General features: G+C 43.4%; 13 protein-coding genes. 4 read left to right on the forward strand and 9 right to left on the reverse strand.

Going from position 1 to position 17,219, the window contains the following annotated elements:
• Positions 1–157 precede the first annotated feature (157 nt).
• The 3 genes from ACP14Y_RS16245 (at position 158) to ACP14Y_RS16255 (ending at position 2,105) form a co-directional block, all read left to right on the forward strand.
• A complete protein-coding gene (locus ACP14Y_RS16245; protein ID WP_424963942.1) occupies positions 158–1,087 on the forward strand; it encodes a mechanosensitive ion channel family protein in 930 nt (309 codons plus the stop codon).
• 36 nt (positions 1,088–1,123) lie between these two features.
• A complete protein-coding gene (locus tag ACP14Y_RS16250) occupies positions 1,124–1,480 on the forward strand; it encodes a hypothetical protein (RefSeq protein WP_424963943.1) in 357 nt (118 codons plus the stop codon).
• A gap of 136 nt (positions 1,481–1,616) precedes the next feature.
• Positions 1,617–2,105: a hypothetical protein gene (locus tag ACP14Y_RS16255; RefSeq protein ID WP_424963944.1), complete on the forward strand. Its 489-nt coding sequence runs from the start codon at positions 1,617–1,619 to the stop codon at positions 2,103–2,105.
• Positions 2,106–2,155: 50 nt separating this feature from the next.
• On the opposite strand, the gene ACP14Y_RS16260 is transcribed toward ACP14Y_RS16255, so the two are convergent.
• The 6 genes from ACP14Y_RS16260 to ACP14Y_RS16285 form a co-directional block, all read right to left on the reverse strand.
• On the reverse strand, positions 2,156–2,980 hold the full coding sequence (locus ACP14Y_RS16260; protein ID WP_424963945.1) for a CvfB family protein: 825 nt from the start codon (positions 2,978–2,980) through the stop codon (positions 2,156–2,158).
• A 34-nt stretch (positions 2,981–3,014) separates the two neighbouring features.
• On the reverse strand, positions 3,015–3,671 hold the full coding sequence (locus ACP14Y_RS16265; protein WP_424964446.1) for a 3-oxoacid CoA-transferase subunit B: 657 nt from the start codon (positions 3,669–3,671) through the stop codon (positions 3,015–3,017).
• Positions 3,671–4,369 carry a CoA transferase subunit A gene (locus ACP14Y_RS16270; protein WP_424963946.1) on the reverse strand — a complete coding sequence of 233 codons (699 nt, stop codon included), beginning with the start codon at positions 4,367–4,369 and terminating at the stop codon, positions 3,671–3,673. Before ACP14Y_RS16270 ends, ACP14Y_RS16265 begins: the two co-directional genes overlap by 1 nt.
• Before the next feature lie 80 nt (positions 4,370–4,449).
• Positions 4,450–7,137, reverse strand: coding sequence for an FtsX-like permease family protein (locus tag ACP14Y_RS16275; protein WP_424963947.1), 2,688 nt, complete (start codon positions 7,135–7,137; stop codon positions 4,450–4,452).
• A complete protein-coding gene (locus tag ACP14Y_RS16280; RefSeq protein WP_424963948.1) occupies positions 7,089–7,472 on the reverse strand; it encodes a PadR family transcriptional regulator in 384 nt (127 codons plus the stop codon). The genes ACP14Y_RS16275 and ACP14Y_RS16280 overlap by 49 nt, the downstream gene beginning before the upstream one ends.
• A 197-nt stretch (positions 7,473–7,669) precedes the next feature.
• On the reverse strand, positions 7,670–8,029 hold the full coding sequence (locus tag ACP14Y_RS16285) for an energy transducer TonB (protein WP_424963949.1): 360 nt from the start codon (positions 8,027–8,029) through the stop codon (positions 7,670–7,672).
• A gap of 222 nt (positions 8,030–8,251) precedes the next feature.
• On the opposite strand from ACP14Y_RS16285, the gene ACP14Y_RS16290 reads away from it, so the two are divergent.
• Positions 8,252–11,368, forward strand: coding sequence for a UvrD-helicase domain-containing protein (locus ACP14Y_RS16290; RefSeq protein ID WP_424963950.1), 3,117 nt, complete (start codon positions 8,252–8,254; stop codon positions 11,366–11,368).
• A 248-nt stretch (positions 11,369–11,616) separates the two neighbouring features.
• Here ACP14Y_RS16290 and ACP14Y_RS16295 read toward each other — a convergent pair whose 3' ends face one another.
• From ACP14Y_RS16295 to ACP14Y_RS16305, 3 genes are read right to left on the reverse strand one after another with little or no spacing between them, the layout of a single operon-like run.
• A complete protein-coding gene (locus ACP14Y_RS16295; RefSeq protein ID WP_424963951.1) occupies positions 11,617–12,912 on the reverse strand; it encodes a TolC family protein in 1,296 nt (431 codons plus the stop codon).
• Positions 12,909–15,968, reverse strand: coding sequence for an efflux RND transporter permease subunit (locus tag ACP14Y_RS16300; RefSeq protein WP_424963952.1), 3,060 nt, complete (start codon positions 15,966–15,968; stop codon positions 12,909–12,911). The genes ACP14Y_RS16295 and ACP14Y_RS16300 overlap by 4 nt, the downstream gene beginning before the upstream one ends.
• Position 15,969: 1 nt before the next feature.
• Entirely contained in the window at positions 15,970–17,025 is a 1,056-nt protein-coding gene (locus ACP14Y_RS16305; RefSeq protein ID WP_424963953.1) for an efflux RND transporter periplasmic adaptor subunit, read from the reverse strand.
• Positions 17,026–17,219: the final 194 nt, after the last annotated feature.

Here is a 17,219-nt window from a genome sequence, read left to right on the forward strand (position 1 = left end):
TTTATCTGAGAATGTAATTCTCGTTTTGAGATAAATAGTCTGTTTTGAGATTACATATCTTTATTATAAAATACTTTAAATCAGAGATTTAAGTCTGATTATCTGCTTTAGGAATGATATTCTCTTTTTAGTTAGTTGAGCAAACAACTAATTGAAAATGGATTTTGGAATAACTAAGGCGATAAATATTCTAACAGATAAGCTTCAAGGCTGGCTCGAGTCACTTACTGCCATGCTACCGAATTTCATCGTAGCAGTTTTAGTATTGGTGTTGTTTTACTTCCTGGCAAGGGGTGTCAAAATGATAGCCATAAAAGTCATGAAGAGGTTTTATGATAAGCCTGCCCTTAGAAATCTGTTTAGTACTATCGTATATATCGCAGTGCTGACCATTGGTTTAATGGTAGCGTTGAACGTTCTTCACCTTAAACAGACCGTCACCTCACTATTAGCTGGTGCTGGTATCATTGGATTGGCTCTGGGTTTTGCATTCCAGGATATTTCAGCAAACTTCATTTCCGGAGTTTTGATTGCCATTCGAAAACCTATTCAGGTTGGAGACATCATAGAAGTAGAGGATTACATGGGAACGGTTGAAGAAATCAATCTCAGGGTAACAATCATCCGAACATTCCAGGGCTTGCACGTAATCATTCCAAATAAAGAAATTTTTCAAAATCCGCTCACCAATTATACTAAAACAAATGAACGGAGAATTGATCTGGAAGTGGGGGTCTCCTACGGGGATGATCTGGAAAAAGCAAAGCAGCTTGCAATAGATGCTGTAAAAGATAAGCCGTGGATTAAGCATGATAAAGAGGTAAACCTATTTTACACCGGATTCGGTGACAGCTCAATCAATTTTGTCTTGCACTTATGGATCGAATATCCTGATCAGCCCGGATTTCTGGAAGCCAGGAGTCAGGCAATCATGGCAGTAAAAAAGGCTTTTGATGACAACAATATCACCATCCCTTTTCCAATCAGAACATTGGATTTTGGAATCAAAGGAGGAGAAACCCTCTCAGATATGAAAATGCACATTGGATCCAGGAATGGAAAACAATTGCAAACTCAAGAGGCTTAATGTGTGTTGTGTTAACGAACCAAAATAGAAAGAGATATGGAAGAAGCTAAAATACTAGACGAAGCAAATATTGATCATAAGAACAAGTACGAGGAAGCAATCAAGTCATTTGCTGATAAACTGGAGGAGAAAATTGATTTTCTGAAAGGCAAAGCGAATGATGTAGAAGAATCCGCAAAGGATACGTACCACAATCGTGTAGAGATACTGAAAGAAAAGCGTGAAGCACTCATAAAAGAATATGAGAAAGTTAAAAACACCGGAGAAAGTAAGTGGAATGATATCAAAGGAGAGGCGTCTGAAAAAATCAGGGAGATTCGTGAAGAATCGGAAAACGCTTATACCGGAATACGGGATGGGTTCGCGTATCTCTTTGGCAAGTTCAAAAATTAAAATCTACAAAATTTCACGAGCCGACATTTTTGTCGGCTTTTTTTATGCATTTCAAAATGTTCTTTTGAGGGCTTGATTTCATAAAGTTCCTTTTTATATACTTGCCTTTTTTGAAAAAACAAAACCCTGAAATAAGATGAAGAAAGTACTACTGTTGGTTTGTTTAGTTGCAGGATTTGGACTGGCAAAAGCTCAGGAAGAAGCATCATTTACCGATGAAGAGCTAACCAAATATGCTACTGTAATGGTGTGGGCAGAGGCTGAAAAAGAACAAATGACCGAGACCTACAACGACTGGATTAACAACGATGAAACATTGGAGGCTGCACGATTTGTAAAAATCAAATCAGCAAAAGGTGATTCTGTCAAGTTACAGGAGATTGAAGTAACGGAGGAAGAGCTAGTTGCCTTTGAGCAGATCCAGGCAAACTACGACTCTATGACTGCTTCTTTCAAGGAAGTATATGTTGGTAAAATCAAAGAGGATATTGGCGCTGGTCTTTATAATAGATTGAGAAAGGCAATGAGAGGTAATGCTGATTTGAAAGCCAGATATCAGGCTGTTTACGACGGGTTGAAAGAAGAGCAATCTGCTGCAAAGGAAGATGATGAGACTGAAGAATAAGTTGTCAACTCTTAAAAGCTTAAGAAGCCTTGCCATTCGGTAAGGCTTTTTTAGTTGGTTATTCTTATCCCATCCTTTTCAAGAGCTACTAGTCTTTTCTTATACAATATCCCCACTGACCGCTTGAAGTTCTTTTTACTCATCTGCAATAATGATTGAATCTCCTCAGGCTCGCTTTTATCATGGAGTGGGAGGTAACCTTCGTTTCTCTTCAGCTCATCTAATATCTGCTGTGCCCCCACCTCCAGGTTTTCCAGGCCCTCTTTGCGAAGACTGATGTCCAGTTTGCCATCCGTACGGATGGTTTTCACATAGCCTTTGATGCGATCGCCTTCCAGCACATCATGAAAGAGGTCGTTTTCAAAAATTAACCCTTTGTGTCTATTGTTAACTACCACGTTCACCCCCAGGTCTGTAGTGTTGGCAACCAGTAGGTCCACTTCTTCACCTATCTCAACAGTATTGTCCTCATCAAAATATTTAGCCACTTTAGCCGTGGCAGCTACTCGATCTGTCTTGCCATCCAGATACAGATAAACGAGGCACCACTGACCTTTCTTGAGTTTGTTTTTTTGTTCACGAAAAGGGACGAGTAAATCCTTATCAATCCCCCAATTCAAAAACGCTCCCACATTGGTGGTGTCAGTTACCTTTAGGTAGGCAAATTGGTTGACTTGAGCATAGGGCTTTTGTGTAGTACAAATGATTCGATCTTCAGAGTCCCGGTAGACGAATACGTTGAGTTTATCCCCCTTTTTTGTTCCATTTGGAATATACTTAGTAGGTAAAAGGACATCAGTCTTTCCATCAGTTAAGTATGCTCCCGGATCCGTTAACCGATCCACCATGAGTGTTTGATATTCGCCTACGTACATGTGGCAAAGGTAAGTGAACTTGTTTCTGTAGATTTTAAATTTTCATTTCAGGAATCTCACCATCTATGATCAACCTTCCGGCTGTGGCGTTTTTGATTTCCTCAACAGACACGCCAGGTGCACGCTCAATTAGTTTAAATCCCTCAGGTGTAACATCCAGTACGGCCATATTCGTAACAATTTTCTTTACGCATTTCACTCCAGTGATAGGCAAGGTACATTCTTTCAAAAGCTTGGATTCACCAGCCCGATTGGTGTGCATCATCGCCACGATGATATTTTCAGCTGAAGCAACCAGGTCCATTGCTCCGCCCATACCTTTCACCATCTTTCCAGGAATTTTCCAGTTTGCAATGTCTCCATTATCGGCAACCTCCATGGCTCCAAGTACAGTCAATTGAACATGCTGACCTCTAATCATGGCAAAAGAAGTGGCAGAGTCAAAGATAGAAGCACCTGGTAGGGTTGTTACCGTTTGCTTACCAGCATTGATCAGATCTGCATCTACAGTCTCTTCAGTAGGAAAGGGCCCCATTCCCAACAATCCATTTTCTGATTGAAACTCAACGCTTATCCCTTCCGGGATATAGTTGGCTACAAGCGTTGGGATACCTATGCCCAGATTGACGTACCAGCCATCTTCCAGTTCCTGTGCGATTCGTTTCGCAATACCATCCTTATCAAGCATAATTATCCTTTTTTGATTGTTCTCTGTTCAATTCGTTTTTCGTATTTATCACCCTGGAAGATTCGCTGCACGAATATCCCCGGAGTATGGATGAAGTTTGGATCCAATTCACCCGGTTCTACCAATTCTTCTACTTCAGCAATAGTGATCTTGCCTGCCATCGCCATCGGTGGGTTGAAGTTTCTGGCAGTTCCTTTGAATATCAGGTTACCGGCTCTGTCTCCTTTCCATGCTTTTACAATTGCAAAATCAGCTGTCAAAGCTGATTCTAAAATATGTGGCTTACCGTTGAACTCACGCACTTCTTTACCTTCTGCTACTTCTGTACCGTAACCGGCAGGAGTGAAGAAAGCAGGAATACCGGCACCACCGGCTCTGCATCGCTCGGCCAGTGAACCCTGAGGGATCAAATCCACCTCCAGCTCCCCACTCAACATCTGTCGCTCAAATTCTGCATTCTCACCAACATAAGATGAGATCATTTTTTTGATCTGCTTTTTCTGAAGCAAAAGACCAAGTCCAAAATCATCAACACCTGCATTATTCGATATGCAGGTAAGGCCTTTGATGTTCGCTTTGACCAGCGCTGCAATGGTATTTTCGGGGATGCCACACAACCCGAAACCACCGAGCATCAGGGTCATATTGTCTTCGATTCCACGGATAGCTTCTTCCGCGTTTGCAACTACTTTATCAATCATGGTTTGAAGTTATTGTGATTGTGCAAATAAAAAAAGCCATCTCCTTTTGAAGATGGCTTCTTTGATTTATCAAATCTAATTTATTCGTCTTTGAGACATTCCACCGGGTTTACCCTGGTTGCTTTAATAGTCTGATAAGATATAGCCAGTATCGTCAAAACTGCAGCAGCTATGACAGGCATTAGAATTAGGAATACCGAAATAGATGTTCTGTATACGAAGGTTTCCAACCAGTCGTTCATAAACCAATAAGCGATTGGTAAACCGATCAGAAATGCAATACCAATAAGTATCAGGAACCGATTACTAATGATCATCCATATGCTAGAGGTAGATGCCCCTAATACCTTTCTGACTCCAATCTCTTTGATTTTGGTCTCTATGATGAATCCGACCATCCCAATTAGTCCCAGGCAACCGATAAGAATAGCAATCACAGCAAATACTTTGATCATGGTTCCCAACCTTTCTTCTTTTTGATATTGCTCATTAAACATATCGTCGACGAATCGATAGTTTGCTTCACCTTCAGGATCAAACTGTGCATATACATTTTCAATATGATCCAGCGATTCTCTAATATTTTCTCCGGCCAGTTTCATGCTAACTCTACGATATCGATCCCGTGTCAGGAACAATGTTGGAACTATCGGACTATAGAGCGATTCAAAGTGGAAGTCTTCCATAACTCCAACAATTCGCCCCTCACTCGGTCCATACCCTAATTTTTGACCTACAGCTTCATTGGGATCCTCAAATCCCAAAGCTTTGATAGCTGCCAAATTCACAACATAATATCCAGTTACGATGGTGTCGGGCATTAGTTCGGTTTCCATTCCTTCTCTGAAATTCTCACCAGCCAGCAACTCTATTCCATAGGCATCCAGGAAGTGTTCATCAACCGTAACGACAGGCAGTCGAAAGCTTGTTGCTATTGCTGAATCTCCTTTAAAGAACCGCGAGCCCCAGCTGTCTGCCAACCTGCCTGTAGGAATACGAGATGAGAATGTTGCCTTTAAGATATTTGGATGCTTTAACAGCTCGTTTCGAAAGGTTTCATTTTGGTAATCACCTCTTGGCAGAAACAAGCTCACCATTTGCTCTCTTTCGAAACCCGGATCAGAGTTTCGGATAAAGCCCATCTGGCTTTCAATTACACCTATTGCGAAAATCAACCCAATCGTTACCACATACTGAAATGTGACCAAAAACGATCGAAAATTCCATTTGCTAGCATTCATGGCTTGTTCACCTTTCAGCGCCTGAACAAGGTTTATTTTGGATAGAAAAACAGCAGGATAAATTCCGGCAAGACCACCAACAAGGACCATCAAAAGAATTAGGCCTATAAATATATCTGGTTGGGCAATGGGATTGAAAACAAGTTTTTTGTCCAGAAACTCATTCAAATAGGGCAGTGCCCAGATGATCAGCAAGACAGCTAAAGGCAGCGATACGATAACTACCAACAAAGATTCTGAAAGAAATTGTTTGATGAGAGACGATTTAAATGCTCCGATCACTTTACGCACACCTACTTCCTTCATCCGTCGGGAGTAGTGTGAGGTGGCAATATTCATGTAGTTGACACAAGCAACGAGGAGTAGTAAAATTCCTACAATACTGAAAATGTATACCTGATCGATGGATCCGTTGGTTTCATATTCGCCTTCCAGATTTGAGGTTAGGTGGATGTCCAGTAAAGGTTGAAGAACGAAATCATAATACTCCCGTGCATAAACTCCAGGTTGAAATTCACCGATGTATTTGTCCCAGAATTCCTCATTGGCATTTTGGGTTAATCCGGGAATATTTGCTCCCGGTGTAGTACGGATGTAGGTTATCCAGTTGTAATTCCCGCTTACATTGTTGGCTGCATCTTCACCCATGATCATCTCCACAAAGCGGATTGGGGCGAGATAGTCGAAATGGAAGTGTTGTTGATCCGGCATATCCTCCATCACCGCAGTTACCTTAAAAGGAGCACCTTGCCCATCTCGTTCCAACGTGACAGTCTCACCTAAAATGTTCTGTTCTTCCCAGTCCGATCCAAATATTTTTACAGCAGTTGAACGTGTGAGTACCAATGAGTAGATGTCGGGAAAAGCTGTCTCAGCACTCCCTGCAATAAATTCAAAACTGAAAATATCAAAGGCGTCCTCATCACAAAAGATGACCGGTTCTCCAAGGAATTCCTGATCTCCATATTTCAGATCCGGAAAGGCCCATGGAAAAAAGCGTGTGGCATGAGTTATTTCACTGTAGTCCTCTTTTAGTCTGCTTGCGTGACCGGCAGAAGCGAACGCCCAATGCCTACTTAGATCACCATCTGTGGTGTAGTTTTTTACCGTCACACGGTATATATGTTCAGCATGCTCATGATGTTTATCATAGCTAAGTTCATCCTTTACGAAAAGAGCAATTAAAACAAATGCCGCAAGTCCCGTTGACAATCCTACGACATTGATAACCGTACTGGATTTATACTTCCAGAGGTTTCTTAGTCCAATTTTAAAGTAGTTTTTAAACATAGTTGTTTCTTTTTCGATTGAGTTTTGAGCTTCTATTTTTTTAGCCATGTCTGGCTTAAATAGCCGGATGATTTGCCAGTTGTACCATCTCTTCGCCCGGCTTAGTCCTTTACTTTGAATTAATAATTGATACTCTTCTTCCAGATCTCCCTGAACATCCTCATAATAGTCCTCCTTTAGAAACCATGCTAAGAACTTGGTAGACCAGGATGGGGGAGAATGCCGCTGCTTATCCATGCTTTTGAGTATTCGTATGATACATCGGGGATAGCAGACCAAAGCTTCATTCGTGTTTCCTTGGTGTAGTCCAGTGCTGCTTTCCCCGTTTTCGTCACCTTAAAATAGCGTTTTCTCTTCCCACCACGAATAGCTGTAGCTTCACCAAATTCAGATTTCAAATATTTTTTCTTTTCCATCCTTCTTAATGCTGATTGGAGTGCGCTGACACTCACCTTGCGATTAAGGCGTTTTTCTATTTCCTCCTTAATGGATACCCCGTATGCATCTTCATGGAGAATAGCTACAGTCAGCAACACGATCTCTTCAAACTCACCGAGTTGATATTCTTTCATTTAGTTCAAAATTAAATTTCTAAATGTAAATTAAATGATAAAATATCTAAACGTAAATAATATTATAAAGTTTAAAATGAGTCGTCCCACCACTTAAAGTGGTAGGACGACTGCTGATGGGAAGAACTGATAGGGGACAAAAAAAACCGCCCCGAAGAATCGGAGCGGCCTACAAATTGATCTAACTTATTACTAAATTAGATTGTTAGCTTAAAGTTAACAGGAATAGCAATTAATCCTTTAACTGAATCTCCATTTTCATTTTTTGCGGGCTCAAAGTTGAGCTTTGGTAACACTGCCTTAACAGCATCTCTTAGGTCAGTACAAGGATACGATTCGAATCGGTGATTAATTACTTTACCGTTCTGGTCAATTTTCAGGGTAACAAGAACCTGCCCTTCAATGCCTTTTTCCTTGCATACAAGCGGATATTCAATACTGGAGACTACTTCTTTATAATTCATTGGCTTAGGATTTTCAGCTTTTCCCTCACCATTGTTGGCTTGTGTACCTAGTACGAACAGCGCCATTGCTAGAAATAATAATGTCTTTTTCATAATCTCCCTCGTTTAATGTTTCCTAAATATTAAGCTAATAACGATGTAATGTTACCTAAAGTTTACGCAAAATCAAAATTACGGTAATCTAAAGTTAATATTAAGTTAACATTGGAAGATATTATCGATGAACAACACTTTATTTTGGTTTAAATAAACTTTTGTGGATAACTATTTATTGAATCGGTGATTGATAATACATCCTAAGTTTATTTTCGTAGCATGTCACTCACCATATATCGGTCATCTGCAGGGTCTGGAAAAACCTATACGCTAGCCAAGGAATATCTGAAGTTGGCTTTGAGGAGTTCGGATTACTATCAGCGAATACTTGCAGTTACTTTTACCAACCGAGCTGCGGAAGAGATGAAGGAGCGAGTGCTGGAGTTTCTGATCGACATCTCAAAAGGAGATCATCAACTTATTCCTGTTTTTGAAAACGAATTAGGCAAGTCGGCGGAGCAAATCAAGAAAGCGGCAAAAGATTCGCTTACTCACCTGCTCCATCATTATGGCTATTTCAATATAACCACCATCGATACCTTTTTTCATCGTGTGATCCGGGCTTTTTCCAGGGAAATTGGACTGCAGGGAAGCTTCGGCATTGAACTGGATACAGAAAAGGTAGCAGAGTATATCACCTCTCATGTATTTCAGGGAGTGGAGGAAAACAAACAACTACGCGATTGGCTGTTAGACTTTTCCATGAGCAAGGTGCTCGATGGAAGTAGCTATGAGTTTAAAGATGATGTGAGTGAGTTGGCGCGTCAACTTTTCAAAGAGGAGTTTAAGAAACTACCTAAAGGTCAGTTTGAGGATGAGCAGGCTCGGGAAAAAGTAAAAGAGCTGAAAGGTGAGCTGATGAAGAAGAAGTCCACATTCGAGAATACCCTGAAAAAGTTCGGTGGGGAGTTTTTTGAATGGGTTGAAAATTCAGGAATCGGGCTTGATGAATTTGCCGGAGGGAAGAAACGAACCATTCCCAATTTCTTTGAACGCCTGATGGCTGGGGATTTTTCCATTAACAAAACGCTAACCAACGCGAGTGAAGATGCGGCAGCCTGGTCAACGAAGACCAGTTCTAAACGCGACCTGATTATGCAGTTTGCGGATCAGCAGGGTATGCCGCTGCTGAATAAGGTTATTCAATATGTGGAGGAAAACGAAAAAGATTACCTCACAGCCAAAGTGATCCTTCGTCACCTCTTTACGGTTGGGCTCATCACCAACCTATCGCAACAACTGCAGGAGTACAAAAGAGAAGAGGAGGTGATCATGATTTCCGACCTGCCGGATTTCCTTTCACAGATCATCGATGATTCTGGTTCGCCTTTCATCTATGAGAAGGTCGGCACACGTTATTCCCATTTCCTGATTGACGAGTTTCAGGATACCTCCCAGTTTCAGTGGAACAACTTCAAACCGTTGCTGGAAGAAAGCCTCGCCAATGGCAATGAAAATGTCATTGTTGGTGATGCAAAACAGTCCATTTACGGCTGGAGAGGAGGAGACCCTACACTGTTGCTAAAAGGCGTTCAGCAGGATCTGCCTGCACAGGTTGACCCCTCAAAAAGCACCAATTGGCGGAGTGAAAAAAATGTGGTGGAATTCAATAATGACCTGTTTTCAAAACTCCCGGAAATCATGGTGAATGAGATGGGGGAGGCCATCACGAACGAGGAACGTGAAACGATCCTTTCAACGTATCAGGATGTGAAACAAAATGTAGCCCCAAAACATCAGGACTCATCTGGGGTGGTGCAGGTAGAATTTTTGGATGCGGAAAGGGGAGAATGGAAGCAACGAGCGATGGAACGAACCACCGAGGTAATCGAGCAGCTGTTGAGTGAGGGACACCAGCTAAATGACATTGCCATTCTGGTTCGATCGAATAAAGATGCCTCGGATATCGTGGGCCATGTGCTGGAGTATCGACGAAACAATGCGACTAAGGTGGAGGTGATCTCTGCTGAGGGAATGCTACTTGCTAACTCATCCGTGGTGCAGATGCTACTTTCTGCTTTCAAACACCTGATCCATCCCGAGGATGACAGCATTCTGGCTGACCTGGTGTTTCGCTATCAGCAGGACAGTAAAAGCAAACACTTTGAAACGCATGGTGATTTTTCGAAGCTGGCAAAGGGGGGCTTGCCCACCAGCTTTACCAAATACAAACAACATCTGCTGCACCTTCCGATTCTTGAGTTAACTGAAGTATTGATTCGCTCTTTCGAGCTGGATAAGGTGGCTTCCGAATATGCATACTTACAAGCCTTCCAGGATGCGGTATTGGAATACAGCAAAAACCATCGTTCGGATTTACGATTGTTTCTGGAGTGGTGGGAAGATGAAAGCAAGAAACGTTCGGTGCAGCTGACGGGTGCCTTAGATGCCGTGGAGGTGATCACCTCACATAAATCCAAAGGGTTGCAATATCCGATTGTGATTGTGCCGTTCTGCAACTATCGATTTGACGCTATGTCTCAACCTACCTGGTACACCTCTCCGTATGCGGAAAATGAGGCTGTGCCCGTAGACTACAAGTCTGAGCTGGACAAGACCCATTTCTCACCTAGCTACAAAAAGGACTTTGCCAAGTGGCACCTGGAAAGTCTGAACGTATTGTATGTAGCCTTCACCCGGGCTGAGAATGGGATGTATGCCTTTTGCGAACCACCTCCCAAAAAGCAGGAAGGCATGTATGGAACTGCTTCCAAGCTACTGTACAAATACTTTGATCAGGAGCAGCCAGACGGGTGGAATGCTGCGGCTAATGTCTTCCAAAAGGGTACACTACCAATTAAGCACCGAGAGAGCAGCGATGAGCTGATGGCGCTGAAAGGCTATCCGACCTTTAAATGGAGTAAAAAGCTAACCGTACGCAAGACCGGAAAGGCCTATTACGACGATGAAGTGGAGAAGCAGCGAAATGAAGGCATACTCCTGCATCAGATATTATCTGAGATCATTCACTGGGAGCAGACGGCTAACGTGCTGGACAGATACGAGCGAGCGATGCAGATCACACCAGAAGATCGAAAAAGATACGAGACACTGATCAATAATCTTTGGAAAGACGAGACAATCAAAAGCTGGTTCAGTGGAGTAGGAGAGGTTAAGACTGAAGTAGTGGTTCTTCCCAAAGATGGTGATACCAAGCGAATGGATCGGGTGGTGATTGAAGGTAGCAAAGCAACGGTCATTGACTTTAAGTCTGGCCGACCGAAGAGTGAAGACAACAGACAGCTAAAAGAATATGCTGCCTTGCTTTCGGAAATGGGGTATGAGGTGGAAGGGTATTTATTGTATTTGAAGAGCGGGAAAGTGAAGCAGGTGTAATTCCTCCTTGGAAGGGGGGTGTGATGGATAATGAGGGTAGGAGGGGGATGTATAATCTGAACTTCAATTTTTGGAAGATCCTTCTTCCATGGTTTGTGTCTTCACAAATCAGCGTTTCGTGAGGACACAAAGCGAGGTTAGGGGAAATTCCCCCTTTCAAGGGGGAGTGGGTTTGGTTTAGGGATGGAGGGGGATGTTTTAACTAAACTTCAATTCCGAAGATCCCGCAACAAGTGCGGGATGTGTTTTTACTCGCCCAAAAGATTCCCCGACAATCTCAGTAATTCGATCTCAGCAATTTTTGCTGTATTAAGCGCTTCTATATAGCGAATCTGCGCGTTTACGGCATTATTCTGAGCTTCTCTTACCTCAATCGGATTTGATTTACCTACCCGATATCGTTCCAGCGCAATGGACACATTTTCTTCTGCCACCGCCAGGTTCTTTTGCTCCAAATCAGCCAGTATCTGTGCATTTCGCAAGGTCATCAACCCGGACCGAACAGCCGTACGGAGTTGAGCTTCCCCCTGTTCGTAAGCGGTATACGATTGCTCGCTTAGAATCTTCGCGTTTTGAATGGTTCGGTTTCGGTTCAGCCCGTCGAAAATGGTCATGGTAGCAGTCAGACCATAAGTGACACCACTCGAAACATTGCTTTGCAGAAACCCTGCCTCTGCCGTAAGATTGGAATAATTGTAGCCCAGGTTAAAATCCAGTGTAGGCAATCGGTCCCGTTCATTCTCTTTGATCGTCAGGATATTCACCTCCTGCTGACTCCTGAGTTGCTTTAACATTGGATTTTGTTGTACAGCATCAGATTCAATGTTGGCCAAATCGTTTAGTTTATCAGAAGTTTCGTGTGCGTATGCCAGGGTAAATGAGTCATACCCCTCAGTAACTCCTATGAGCTGTAAAAGCTGCAGTTTCTGAATGGCGATAACTTCCTGTTGCCTTACCAACGCTGACTGATCTGAATTGTAATCCACCTGGGCTTGCAAATACTCAAGTTTACTCGCTTTGCCCACCTCATATTTTTCCTTGCTGATCGTCACCCGCTCTTCTGATAGCTCCAGGGTACTTTCCAATAAAGCCAGGCGCTCTTGCTCCAGGGCCGTGTTGTAGAAAGACTTGAGTACATCTGATATGGCATCCTGCACCTGGCTTTTAAATGCCATCTGGTTCATCTGACTGATTTCCTCCAGTCGATCTTTCGTGGCGAACATCCTTAATCCATCAAAGAGGGTCCAATCCAAACTGGCACCTGCGTTATAAACAGTCGTTTTCGCACCATCCCGATTCTGACCATCTCCATTTGCAAACTCAAGTTCTGTATCCTGGATGGTTTGTTGCCTGGAACCATTTACTTCAACCGTCGGTAGCATTCCGGCATTGCCGATGGTATTGTTATTCTCAGCTACTTTCAGGTTATACTTTTCCAGTCGGATTTCAAAGTTGTACTCAAGAGCCAGCTCGATCACCTTATCTTCTGTAAGCAGAGTGTCTCCTGGCTGTACCAGTGCAAATAGTAATAGAAGTTTTATCATACTCTTGCCAGTCGTTTTTCTTTACTCGTAAGGAATGAATAGATCGCCGGGATCACGAACAAACTTAAGAATGTCGCGATGATCATTCCGCCAATTACCGCAATCCCCATGGATACCCTACTCTCGGAACCGGCACCCAATGCCAATGCAATAGGCAAGATTCCTAAGATGGTCGAAAGACTGGTCATGAGAATAGGTCTGAAACGCATTTTAGCTGCTTTTTTGATTGATTCCATGATATCAAGACCTGCGGCCTTTTGCTGATTCGCAAACTCAACGATCAAAATTCCATTCTTCGTAATCAAACCGATCAACATAATCATACCAATTTGTGAAAAGATATTAAGTGTCTCATTGAAATACCAAAGGCTAAACATCGCACCCAGAAGAGCCAACGGTACGGTAAACATGATAATCAACGGATCTCTAAAGCTTTCAAACTGAGCAGCTAAAACCAAATAAATAAGAATTAAAGCCAAAGCAAATGCAAAGTATAGATTACTGGAGCTTTGCTGAAATTCCAGTGATGAACCCGACAATGCTGTTTGATATCTGTCGTCCAATACCTCCTCTGCTATGATGTCCATTTGTTCCAATCCTTCTCCCAAAGAGACACCCTCACTTAGCTGCGCGCTTACCGTTGCTGAGGTGAATCGATTGTAGTGAAAGAGTTGGGGTGGAGTGGAACGTTCTTCAAGAGTGACAAGGTTGTCCAATTGCACCAGGTCTCCATCTTTGGATTTTACGTAGATGGACTTAAGATCCAATGGTTCGTTTCTATTATAGCGATCCAGCTGCCCAATGACATAATATTGCTTTCCATTCATGATGAAGTAACCAAATCGATTTCCGCTCAGACTAAGCTGGAGTGTTTGGGCTACATCGCGCACCGAGACTCCAATGGATTGCGCTTTTTCTCTATCGATGCGCACACCGAGCTCCGGTTTATTAAACTTGAGATTCAGATCTATATAGCTAAACGCATCATTGGCGTTTGCCTTTTCAACGAATGCAGGCAGCACATCCTTAAGTTGCTCCAGTGTGCGTGCCTGTATCACAAAGCTCACAGGCAGGCCACCGAAGCTTCTTCCGATAGATTCAGGCTCGGATATGAAGGCACGAGCCATCGTGTTTTCGGACACTTTCGGACGTATGGACTGCACGATCTCATGCTGCGAGCGTTCTCTATTCTGACTGTCCTTCAATTTCACTATCACAAAGGCTGCATTGGTTGCGGCAGAAGAGGAGAACCCCGGACTGGTGATGGAGATAATGGATTGTCTCTCCGGCACGCTTTCCAAAAGCATATCCGTCATGTCAGTGGCGTACTCGTCCATGTAATCAAAAGTGGCTCCTTCAGGACCTGTAGCAAATATTCTGAATTGTCCCCGGTCTTCGAGAGGAGAAAGCTCTGATGGAAGTGTTTTACCAAAAACATAGATCAATCCGGCTGCCACCAGTACGATAACTCCAGAGATCCAGCGGTTACCCATAAACCGCTCAAGCACCCGATTGTACCCATCATTTAGCCATACGAAAAAAGGTTCTGTTACCTCATAGATCCACTGTTTCTTTTCACGCTTCTTCAGCATTTTACTGGAAAGCATTGGCGTGAGTGTGAGTGCTACGAATGAAGAGATGATAACGGCAACAGCTACTGTAATTCCAAATTCCCTGAAAAGCCGTCCTGTCAGTCCCTGTAGAAACACAATAGGAAAGAACACTGAAGTAAGGGCGACCGTCGTGGAGATTACCGCGAAGAAAATCTCTTTGGTTCCTTTCTTACCGGCTTCCTCTGGCTCCATACCATCCTCTATCTTGGAGTAAATATTTTCCAACACCACAATCGCATCGTCCACCACCAAACCAATGGCGAGCACTATGCCCAGTAGGGTGAGTACATTGATACTGAAGTTCAGCAAATACATCACAAAGAATGATCCGATCAGGGCGATCGGCACGGTAATGACCGGAATGAAAGTGGTTCGCCAGTCTCTAAGGAAAGCGAAAATGATCAATACCACGAGTCCAAAGGCGATGAAAATCGTCTGTTTTACTTCTGCAATCGACTCTTTGATATATTCCGTATTGTCAAAGGCAATCTCTGTTTGGATGTCCTCAGGAATGTTTTTCTGGAGTGCGTCAAGACGTTTGTAAAATTCTTCGGCAATATCCAGGTTGTTGGAACCGGGCTGTGGCACGATGGCATTGAGTACTAATGGGATGCCATTATTTCGAAGAGCCGTTCGTTCGTTTTCAGGGTAAAATTCGGCCCGACCAATATCCCTGAACCTGACGATATCATTTTCCGATTCGCGAATGATCAGGTCATTAAACTCCTCCGGAGAGGAAAGGCGACCAAATGTCCTCACTGTGAGTTCTGTGGCACTTCCCTCAATTCGTCCGGACGGCAACTCAATGTTCTGATCGCCTACTGCATTTAGGATATCCAACGGAGTGAGGCGATAGGCCGCAAGTTTGTTTGGATCCATCCAGAGACGAATGGAGTATTTCTTTTCTCCCCAGATTCGCACTTCACTGACACCCGGGATGGTCTGAAAAGTCTCCTTGAAGAGGTTGTCGGCGATTTCGGACATTTCCAACAGATTCCTTTGCTCACTGTAAATCCTCAATGCGATGATCGGGCTGCTGTCCGCATCTGCCTTAGTTACAATGGGTGGGTCTGCATCTGGTGGTAAATTTCTGATGGCACGGGAGACTTTGTCACGCACATCATTGGCTGCTGTTTCCAGGTCAATTTCAAGGTTAAACTCTACGGTAATCGTGCTACGTCCATCTGCGGAAATAGAGGAGAGGGTTTTAATTCCGTCGATCCCATTGATGGATTCTTCCAGCGGCTCGGTGATTTGTGTTTCAATCACATCCGCACTTGCACCGGTATAGCTGGTAGACACAGTGATAACAGGCGGGTCTACGCTGGGGTACTCCCGCACACCCAGGTAGCTGAAGCCAATGACTCCAAACAAAATGATGACGATCGACATCACGATCGCAAGGACCGGACGATCAATACTGATATTGGAAAGACTGGCCATGTTAGTTGATGGTTACGTTTACAGGCATCCCCGGACCAATTTGTAAAATACCGGTTGTAATAACCGTATCACCTTCGATAATGCCGGAAGTGACCTGAACCCGATCATCTGTCCGTATGCCGGTACTGACCTGCACGGGTGTCGCCTTACCATTTTTATAGAGAAATACCTTTTTTCCACTCAATTCAGGAATGACTGACTCGGTAGGGATCATCAGGGCATCAGGAATGGTTTCCAGGGTCAGGCTGACACGCGCAAACTGTCCCGGGTACAATTTGGATTCATCGTTACCTGCCTTGGCACGCAAGCTGATGCTTCGGGTCTGTGGATCAATCAACGGCTCTACCGCATAAATCTCTCCGGTAAACTGCTCATCATAACCATCCACCTCAAAAGTCAATCGATCACCATTGTTTACCAGACTGATATATTTACTAGGGATGTTGAATTCCAGCTTGATCGGGTTGATACGGTACAGCTCGGTGATCCGGGCGCCCGGATTCAGGTAGCTTCCTTCTGCGATATCTCTAAACCCTGTGATTCCTGAAAAGGGGGCTTTGATGTAGTGCTTCTGTAGTCTTGCCTCAAGCACCTTGATTTCAGATTTTACGGTGTTCAGCGTTGTAAGCGCTGTTTCATATTCCTCCCGACTGATCGCTTCCTTTTCCAGCAGCACTTTCTGTCGGTATTCATCGTCTTCATTTAGTTTTTTGGTAAACTGAAGCTTTTCAATTTCCGCAAGAATCTCATCATCATTGAGGGTGACGATGGTCTGCCCTTTAGTGACTTTCTGTCCCTCTTTAAAGGAAATCTTTTCGATTTTGCCGGATAGCTCCGAGTTCAAGACCACCGATTCATCTGCGATAAGCGAACCAGTCACGTTTACGGTGTTTGCCAGCTGCTCACTGTTTACGATCACCGCATTTACCGTAAGTTTTTCACTCTGCGTACTGGAAGGGGTATCGCTTGCCTCGCTACTTGAGCCTTTTGGGATTTTCGGGTAGGCGATCAAACCGATTACGACCAGGATGATAACCACATACAGTATTCTCTTCACAGATTTGTTCATTATGCGCCTTAATTACATGGTAAGACTACAAGAAGTCCTAAATGTTTGTGTTGGAACATTCAAAGTTCAATAAATATTCCATGAAGGTCACGTTTGTGTTCCTCATTTTGATGAGTGGCGAAATGGGAGGATTAATTTAAATAAATGGGGTAGTTGTTTTGTTGGAGGAGGGTAACGATTAG

Origin of the sequence: Ekhidna sp., assembly GCF_965247405.1 — a bacterium.
GTDB lineage: Bacteria > Bacteroidota > Bacteroidia > Cytophagales > Cyclobacteriaceae > Ekhidna.

Bases quoted from the DNA above. Each gene is read 5' to 3' on its own strand.
- ACP14Y_RS16245 (WP_424963942.1), top strand. From the start codon at position 158: ATGGATTTTGGAATAACTAAGGCGATAAATATTCTAACAGATAAGCTT.
- ACP14Y_RS16250 (WP_424963943.1), top strand. From the start codon at position 1,124: ATGGAAGAAGCTAAAATACTAGACGAAGCAAATATTGATCATAAGAAC.
- ACP14Y_RS16255 (WP_424963944.1), top strand. From the start codon at position 1,617: ATGAAGAAAGTACTACTGTTGGTTTGTTTAGTTGCAGGATTTGGACTG.
- ACP14Y_RS16260 (WP_424963945.1), bottom strand. From the start codon at position 2,980: ATGTACGTAGGCGAATATCAAACACTCATGGTGGATCGGTTAACGGAT.
- ACP14Y_RS16270 (WP_424963946.1), bottom strand. From the start codon at position 4,369: ATGATTGATAAAGTAGTTGCAAACGCGGAAGAAGCTATCCGTGGAATC.
- ACP14Y_RS16275 (WP_424963947.1), bottom strand. From the start codon at position 7,137: ATGGATAAGCAGCGGCATTCTCCCCCATCCTGGTCTACCAAGTTCTTA.
- ACP14Y_RS16280 (WP_424963948.1), bottom strand. From the start codon at position 7,472: ATGAAAGAATATCAACTCGGTGAGTTTGAAGAGATCGTGTTGCTGACT.
- ACP14Y_RS16285 (WP_424963949.1), bottom strand. From the start codon at position 8,029: ATGAAAAAGACATTATTATTTCTAGCAATGGCGCTGTTCGTACTAGGT.
- ACP14Y_RS16290 (WP_424963950.1), top strand. From the start codon at position 8,252: ATGTCACTCACCATATATCGGTCATCTGCAGGGTCTGGAAAAACCTAT.
- ACP14Y_RS16295 (WP_424963951.1), bottom strand. From the start codon at position 12,912: ATGATAAAACTTCTATTACTATTTGCACTGGTACAGCCAGGAGACACT.
- ACP14Y_RS16300 (WP_424963952.1), bottom strand. From the start codon at position 15,968: ATGGCCAGTCTTTCCAATATCAGTATTGATCGTCCGGTCCTTGCGATC.